The sequence below is a fragment of the Streptomyces longispororuber genome, assembly GCF_024448165.1.
In the GTDB taxonomy this organism is placed as follows: domain Bacteria; phylum Actinomycetota; class Actinomycetes; order Streptomycetales; family Streptomycetaceae; genus Streptomyces; species Streptomyces longispororuber_A.
Genome location: NZ_JAMOLN010000333.1, coordinates 1 through 7,450, shown reverse-complemented (window position 1 = coordinate 7,450; position 7,450 = coordinate 1). Strand labels below are relative to the sequence as shown.

Annotated in this window: 9 protein-coding genes; 8 read left to right on the top strand and 1 reads right to left on the bottom strand. The window is 71.9% G+C overall.

What is annotated here, in order from left to right; all coding sequences use genetic code 11:
* Positions 1–107 precede the first annotated feature (107 nt).
* Complete coding sequence (locus M4J07_RS45700) at positions 108–311, bottom strand: cold-shock protein (protein ID WP_003948780.1); 204 nt, start codon at positions 309–311, stop codon at positions 108–110.
* Between the two features lie 271 nt (positions 312–582).
* Here M4J07_RS45700 and M4J07_RS45695 point away from each other — a divergent pair, with 271 nt between their 5' ends.
* From M4J07_RS45695 to M4J07_RS48620, 8 genes are all read left to right on the top strand, one after another.
* Positions 583–1,476 carry a menaquinone biosynthetic enzyme MqnA/MqnD family protein gene (locus tag M4J07_RS45695; protein WP_255982897.1) on the top strand — a complete coding sequence of 298 codons (894 nt, stop codon included), beginning with the start codon at positions 583–585 and terminating at the stop codon, positions 1,474–1,476.
* 202 nt (positions 1,477–1,678) lie between these two features.
* Complete coding sequence (locus tag M4J07_RS45690; protein ID WP_255982895.1) at positions 1,679–3,376, top strand: serine/threonine-protein kinase; 1,698 nt, start codon at positions 1,679–1,681, stop codon at positions 3,374–3,376.
* A 108-nt stretch (positions 3,377–3,484) separates the two neighbouring features.
* Positions 3,485–3,913, top strand: a complete 429-nt coding sequence (locus tag M4J07_RS45685) for a hypothetical protein (protein ID WP_255982893.1) — start codon at positions 3,485–3,487, stop codon at positions 3,911–3,913.
* A gap of 37 nt (positions 3,914–3,950) precedes the next feature.
* Positions 3,951–4,619 (top strand): prepilin peptidase, encoded by a 669-nt coding sequence (locus M4J07_RS45680; protein WP_255982891.1) that lies wholly within the window; start codon positions 3,951–3,953, stop codon positions 4,617–4,619.
* 46 nt (positions 4,620–4,665) lie between these two features.
* Positions 4,666–5,865 carry a cyclic dehypoxanthinyl futalosine synthase gene (gene mqnC / locus M4J07_RS45675; protein ID WP_255982889.1) on the top strand — a complete coding sequence of 400 codons (1,200 nt, stop codon included), beginning with the start codon at positions 4,666–4,668 and terminating at the stop codon, positions 5,863–5,865.
* A 7-nt stretch (positions 5,866–5,872) separates the two neighbouring features.
* Positions 5,873–6,469 carry an imidazolonepropionase-like domain-containing protein gene (locus M4J07_RS45670; protein ID WP_255982887.1) on the top strand — a complete coding sequence of 199 codons (597 nt, stop codon included), beginning with the start codon at positions 5,873–5,875 and terminating at the stop codon, positions 6,467–6,469.
* A gap of 93 nt (positions 6,470–6,562) precedes the next feature.
* Positions 6,563–7,252 (top strand): demethylmenaquinone methyltransferase, encoded by a 690-nt coding sequence (locus M4J07_RS45665; protein ID WP_255982885.1) that lies wholly within the window; start codon positions 6,563–6,565, stop codon positions 7,250–7,252.
* Between the two features lie 125 nt (positions 7,253–7,377).
* The coding region (locus M4J07_RS48620; RefSeq protein WP_374215198.1) for a zinc-ribbon domain-containing protein at positions 7,378–7,450 on the top strand (73 nt) is incomplete at its 3' end.

Sequence of the window (7,450 nt, the reverse complement as noted above, 5' to 3'; positions counted from 1 at the left end):
CCCGTACGGAAAAGGCAGGAGCCCCGCTGCCTGACGGCGCGGGGCTCCTTGGGTACTGCTCTCGGTTCCGGATCAGAATGCGGCCATGACCGCGTGATCAGGAGAGATTAGGCGGGGGTGACGTTCTCCGCCTGCGGGCCCTTCGGGCCCTGGGTGACGTCGAAGGTCACGGCCTGGTTCTCCTCGAGGGAGCGGAAGCCGTTCGCGTTGATCGCCGAGTAGTGGACGAAGACGTCCGGGCCGCCGCCTTCCTGGGCGATGAAGCCAAAGCCCTTTTCAGCGTTGAACCACTTCACGGTTCCGGTAGCCATAAGCCCTCCTATGGGCCAAAGGGTCGCCCTGCTCCAGAACCTGCAAATGCACTTGCGAACAACTGCAAAAGTCTGAAAACGACGAGAGCCTGCGGTTACATGCTCCGCAGGCTCTGTACTGCAAGGGAAACCAAACTGCAACTTGCGGCGAGCCTAGCACGCAGGCAGCCGAAAGCAATAGAGGGCAAGATCACGTCACCCGGAGGTTTGACGATGCCTTGGCGGGGGGTTGACCGGTGTCGTCCACGACCCGGATCCTGCACCGTACCTCATGGGGTCTAGCCTCGCCGATGTGGACAATTCTCCCGAGATCTCCAAGGCCGCGCGGCGCACCCGACCGCGCGTCGGCCACATCCAGTTCCTGAACTGCATGCCCCTGTACTGGGGCCTGGCCAGGACGGGATCGCTCCTCGACTTCGAGCTGACGAAGGACACCCCGGAGAAGCTCAGCGAGCAGCTGGTCAAGGGCGACCTGGACATCGCGCCGGTCACCCTCGTCGAATTCCTGAAGGCCGCCGACCGCCTGGTGGCCTTCCCCGACCTCGCCGTCGGCTGCGACGGCCCCGTCATGTCCTGCGTGATCGTGTCGCAGGTGCCGCTCGACCAGCTCGACGGCCGACGGGTCGCCCTCGGCTCCACCTCGCGCACGTCGGTCCGCCTGGCGCAGCTGCTGCTCGCCGAGCGCGTCGGCGTACGGCCCGACTACTACACGTGCCCGCCCGATCTGGGCCTGATGATGCAGGACGCGGAGGCGGCCGTCCTCATCGGTGACGCCGCGCTGCGGGCCAACCTGCACGACGCGCCGCGGCTCGGACTCCAGGTGCACGACCTGGGCGCCATGTGGAAGGAGTGGACGGGCCTGCCGTTCGTCTTCGCCGTGTGGGCGGCCCGCAAGGAGTACGTGGAGCGGGAGCCGGCCATCACGCGCCAGGTGCACGAGGCGTTCCTCGCCTCCCGCGACCTGTCCCTCGACGAGGTCACCAAGGTCGCCGAGCAGGCGGCCCGCTGGGAGGTCTTCGACGAGACCGTCCTGGAGGAGTACTTCACGACGCTCGACTTCCGCTTCGGGACGGCGCAACTGGAAGGCGTCACGGAGTTCGCGCGGCGCGTCGGACCGACCACGGGATTTCCCGCTGATGTGAAGGTCGAACTTCTCGCCCGGTGATCCCGGTGATCCGGTTCGGCGGCACCGGGAATTCCGCCCGGTGCCCCCGGCCGGGGAATTCCGCCGAAGGGTGATCGGTGAACGACATTGCCGATTCCCGTAGGAACCGCGTGAAATCCGGGTGAACGTACGGCATTCGCACACCGGCACTACGCTGCTGGTGCGCGCGTGTCGCCGTGGGGCGTTCGGGGGAGGTTCCAGCATGCAGCCGCTTCAGGCCGATGAACCGACGACCGTGGGGCCCTACCGGCTCCTCGGCAGGCTCGGGCACGGCGGCATGGGCCGCGTGTACCTGGGCCGCAGCGCCGGGGGGCGGACGGTCGCCGTGAAGGTGGTCCATCCGCACTTCGCCCTCGACGAGGAGTTCCGGGCCAGGTTCCGGCGCGAGGTGGCGGCGGCGCGGCGGGTCGGCGGGGCGTGGACGGCGCCGGTGCTCGACGCGGATCCCGAGGCGGCGGTGCCGTGGGTGGCGACCGGATACGTCGCGGGGCCCTCGCTCGCCCAGGCGGCCGGTGACGGCAGCGCGCTGCCCGAGCACTCCGTACGGGTCCTGGGGGCCGGCCTCGCCGAGGCGCTGGCGGCGGTGCACGGCCTGGGACTCGTCCACCGCGACGTCAAACCGTCCAACGTGCTGCTGACCGTGGACGGGCCGCGGCTCATCGACTTCGGCATCGCCCGCGCCACCGACGGAACGGCCTCCCTCACCTCGACCGGCGTCTCCATCGGCTCGCCCGGCTACATGTCGCCCGAGCAGATCCTCGGCAAGGGCGTCACGGGCGCGGCGGACGTGTTCTCGCTGGGCGCGGTGCTCGTGTACGCGGCGACGGGGGAGTCCCCGTTCCCCGGCGACTCGTCGGCGGCGCTGCTCTACAAGGTCGTCCACGAGCAGCCCGAACTCGGCTCCCTGACCGGTGAACTGCGGGACGTGGCGGCCGCCTGCCTGGCGAAGGACGCCGCCGCGCGGCCCACCCCGCAGGAGGTCGCCGGGCGGCTCGCGCCCGAGGGGGCGGCCCGGCTCGTCGCGGCGGGCTGGCTGCCCGGGGCGCTGGTGGAACAGGTGTCGCGCAGCGCCGTCCAGCTCCTCGACCTGGAAGGCACGCCGGCCGACGCCGTGGCCCCGTCGGGCCCGGTCGGCTTCAGCAGCCCCTCGGTGACCGGGGGCCCGGAACCGGCCGGGGTCTTCGGCCCGCCGGACCCGGCGTACGCACCGGTACCGGTGCAGCGGTCCGAACCCCCGGCGCCCCCGGCGACCCCGACGCCCTCGCCGACGCGGGCCCCGCAGGACGCCAGGCCGGGCCGCCTCTCGGTGTCGGTGTCCGCGACGTCGTCCCCGCAGAGCCCGGACGGGCGGGGCCGCAGGGTGAGCTGCTCGGTGGCGCTCGCCGTGGCGGGGGCGCTGGCCGCGGTGACGGTGGGCGGGATCTTCGTGGTGAACATGCTGCCGGGCGGCGGCAGCGACAGCGGGAACGACGGATCCGCGGGCGGCACCCGCCCAGCGGCATCGGCATCCGCATCCCCATCCGCGTCGGCCCCGACGGGCGCGTCCGTCCCGCAGTTCTACGTGGGCGCGTGGCGGGGTCAGGGGACGGCGACCGGGCTCGGCCAGGACCTGCCCGCGGGCACCTTCGACATCGTCGTCCGGCAGGCCGCGCCCGGGCAGCCGCTGGGAACGGTGACGCAGACGGACGCCCTGGGCGGCGTCTGCGTGGACGTCCTCACGCTCAAGTCGGCCACCGCGGACGAACTCGTGGCCACGGGGCGAGGGAAGAAGGGCGGCGAGGCGCAGTGTCTGCAGGGTGCTCACCCCGTTCATCTGCGGCGCGACGGGAAGGCGCTCCGCTTCACGTCGGACGACCCCCGGGCGGGGAATCCGCGGGCGCGTCTCGTGCGGGTGGACTGATGCGGCGGCACGGCGCCGTCGGCGCGGGAAGGGCGGCGGACGTCGGTACATTCGGCGCGAGTCGGGCTCCCGTGACCTGGGCGCCCGGAACGCCGACGAGGGGGATCCGTGCGCAAGACGCGTATGACCGTGGTGGCACTGTCGACCGCGGTGGCCGCCGTGGTTCTGGCCACGGCTCCGGTGGGTGCGTCCACCGCCGTGAAGTCGTGCAAGACGTCCGACGGGGGTGCCCAGGGGGCCCTCATGGCCCCGGACTTCACCGGCAAGAAGTCGATGAGGGCGAGCTTCGGGGTCAAGGACACCAAGCGGGGCCGCGACTGGGTGAGGGTGCGGGTCGACATCACGACGGCCGCGGGCAGGCGGCACTCGTACAGCTGGCACGAGAACCGCGCCGGCTACGGCAAGTCGAAGTCGTGGACGCCCCGGGCCTCGCACGACGAGGGCATCGTGAGCGCCCGGATCCAGGTGGAGAACCGGCTGGGATCGCAGGTGCAGGACAGCTGTTTCAGCGGCAAGTTCTACAACCCGTACTACTGACACCGCCACGGCCCGCTCGCCGACCGGACCGGTCGGCGTGCTGACCGCCCTCGCGGCGCTGTGGGGCGCCGCCACCGGACTGCTGCTGCCGCGCCCGGCCCACCGCCTCTCCGTCGAACCGGGCGAGCCGTGGCGCCGGGCCCGCGGCTGGCTCGGCGTCCGGCCCGGCCCCCCGGCCCCGCTCCTCGCCGCCGTCACGGCGGCGGCCTGCGCCCTGCTCGCCGCCGCCACCGGCACCCGGCCCGAGCTCGGCGCCTGGCTGCTGCTCGCGCCGGTCGCCGTGCTGCTGGCCACCGTCGACTTCGCGGTGCACCGGCTCCCGGACGTCCTGACGCTGCCGCTGGCCGGGCTCGCCCTGGCCGCGCTCGGCGCCGCCGCACTGCTGCCGGAGCCGGGCGGCTCGTGGCGCGGGGCGGTGCTCGGGGCGCTCGGCCTCGGCACCGGATACCTGCTGCTGCTCCTCGCCTACCCCCGGGGCATGGGCTTCGGCGACGTGAAGCTGGCGCTCGGCCTCGGGGCGGCGCTCGGCTGGTACGGGTGGGGCGTGCTGTTCATCGGGGCGTTCGCCGGCGTGCTGTTCAACGGCCTGTACGCCCTTGCCCTCGTGGTGACCCGGCGCGCCGGGCGCAAGACCGAGATCCCGTTCGGTCCCTTCATGACCCTCGGGGCCTACGCGGGGGTTCTGCTGGGGGCCATGGCCCGCTGACGTACGCTGAGATTTCAGCTCTACACCTCCGAAAGGGGCACGCCCGGTGACCGAGAAGGCCGCGCTTCAGTCAGTCCTCGACCGTGCCGCCGACGGTGGGCGCATCACCCCCGAAGAAGCCGTCGCCCTGTACCGCGACGCCCCGCTGCACGCGCTGGGCGCCGCCGCCGACGCGATCCGCCGCCGCAAGTACGCGGGCATCGAGCACATCGCGACGTACATCATCGAGCGGAACATCAACTACACGAACGTCTGCGTGACGGCGTGCAAGTTCTGCGCCTTCTACGCGGCCCCCAAGGACACCAAGAAGGGCTGGACCCGCGACCTCGACGACATCCTGCGCCGCTGCGCGGAGACCGTCGAGCTCGGCGGCACCCAGATCATGTTCCAGGGCGGTCACCACCCGGACTACGGCGTCGAGTACTACGAGCACCACTTCGCGGCGATCAAGAAGGACTTCCCGCAGCTCGTCATCCACAGCCTGGGCGCGAGCGAGGTCGAGCACATGGCGCGGATCTCCAAGGTGAGCGTGGAGGAGGCGATCCAGCGGATCCACACCGCGGGCCTCGACTCCTTCGCCGGCGCCGGCGCGGAGCTGCTGCCCGCGCGGCCGCGCAAGGCCATCGCCCCGCTGAAGGAGTCCGGCGAGCGCTGGCTGGAGATCATGGAGGCCGCCCACAACCTGGGCGTCGAGTCCACCTCCACGATGCTGATGGGCACCGGCGAGACCAACGCCGAGCGCATCGAGCACCTGCGCATGATCCGCGACGTACAGGACCGGACCGGGGGCTTCCGGGCCTTCATCCCGTACACGTACCAGCCGGAGAACAACCACCTCAAGGGCCGTACGCAGGCCACGCTCTTCGAGTACCTGCGGATGATCGCGATCGCCCGGATCTTCCTGGACAACGTCCAGCACATCCAGGGCTCCTGGCTGACCACGGGCAAGGAGGTCGGCCAGCTGTCCCTGCACTACGGCGCCGACGACCTCGGCTCGATCATGCTGGAGGAGAACGTCGTCTCCTCGGCCGGTGCCAAGCACCGCTCCAACCGCATGGAGATCATCGAGCTGATCCGTAAGGCGGGGCGCGTCCCCGCCCAGCGCGCCACGACGTACGAGCACCTCGTCGTGCACGACGACCCGGCGAACGACCCCGTCGACGACCGGGTCTCCTCGCACATCTCGTCCATCGCGATCGAGGGCGGCACCGCGCACCCCGAGCTGAAGCTCGTCTCCACCAACTGAGCCGGACGTGCTGACACTTCACGCCACGGCGGCCGACGGGTCGGCCGTCCTCGTCGAGGGCGAGCGCGTCAAGGCGCTCGGCCCGTACGAGGAGCTGGCCGCCGCCCACCCGCAGGCACGGGTGCGGAACTGGCCGGGGATCCTCACGCCCGGGCTGCTCAACCCGTACGGTCCCGAGATCCTGGAGGGCACCTACCACCCGGATCCACGGGAGGCCGACCAGTACGGGACGGCGCCCATCGGGGGCGAGCGGGCCCGGGAGATCTTCCGCGCCGATCCGTCCCGGCTGGGCGCGAGCGCGCGGCGGGGCGTGCAGCGGCTGTTCGCGCACGGCACGGTGGCCCTGGCCGGTGAGTTGCGGGCCAAGCCCGTGCTGGAGGTGGCGCAGCGCTCGGGCCTCGTCTTCGCGGCCCGCCCCGACGGCCTGCCCGGACCGGTCTCCTTGTCCCCGAAGCCCCTGGTGCTCCTGCCGGGCCTCGCCGTGGGCGGCCCCGCGCGCTTCGCCGTCTTCGACGTCGCCGACCGGGCGGACCTGGTCCGGCGCGGCGCGTCGACGTGCGTGGCGACGGTCATCGGCGGCCGCCTGGTGTACCGGGGCCGCTAGGCGCCGCGGGGGCGTCTCCCGGTTCTCCGCCGCGGGGCGCGAGAAGCCCCACCGGGCCGCACACGACGACGCACCCCCTGACACAATGGCCGGGTGACCCGTGCATCCCTGGACAAGCAGCCCCACGAAGTCGCCTCCATGTTCGACGACGTGGCGGAGAAGTACGACCTCACCAACGACGTGCTGTCCCTGGGACAGGCCCGGCTCTGGCGCAAGGAGGTCGCCAAGGCGGTCGACGCGCGGCCCGCGCAGAAGATCCTCGACCTCGCCGCCGGCACGGCCACGTCCTCGCAGCCCTTCGTCCAGGCCGGCGCCTACGTCGTGCCCTGCGACTTCTCCCTCGGCATGCTCCGGGTCGGCAAGAAGCGCCACCCGTGGATGCCGTTCACCGCGGGCGACGGCACGAAGCTGCCGTTCAAGGACGACACGTTCGACGCCGTGACGATCTCCTTCGGGCTGCGCAACATCCAGGACACCGACCGGGCGCTGCGCGAGCTGTACCGCGTCACCAAGCCGGGCGGCCGGGTCGTGATCTGCGAGTTCAGCCACCCCACGTACGCCCCGTTCCGCACGGTCTACACCGAGTACCTGATGCGGGCCCTGCCGCCGGTGGCGCGCGCCGTCTCCTCGAACCCCGAGGCGTACGTCTACCTCGCCGAGTCGATCCGCGCCTGGCCCACCCAGCCCGAGCTGGCGGACCGCCTCCAGGGCGCCGGCTGGCAGAAGGTGGCCTGGCGCAACCTCACCGGCGGCATCGTCGCGCTGCACCGCGGGATCAAGTAAGTCCCTTGTTGCACATCGCAGTTGACGGGAACCGGGCGGCGGGAAAGATGTGTCCGTTGATTACGTGGTGACGGCCGGTGACGGCGGGTCACCCGACCGTCCCCGGATCATCACGGAGCACCCCGATGGCGTCGTTCTGTCCGCACTGTGGAGCCGAGGCTCCTGAAGAGGCCCGCTTCTGCATGAGATGCGGGCGGG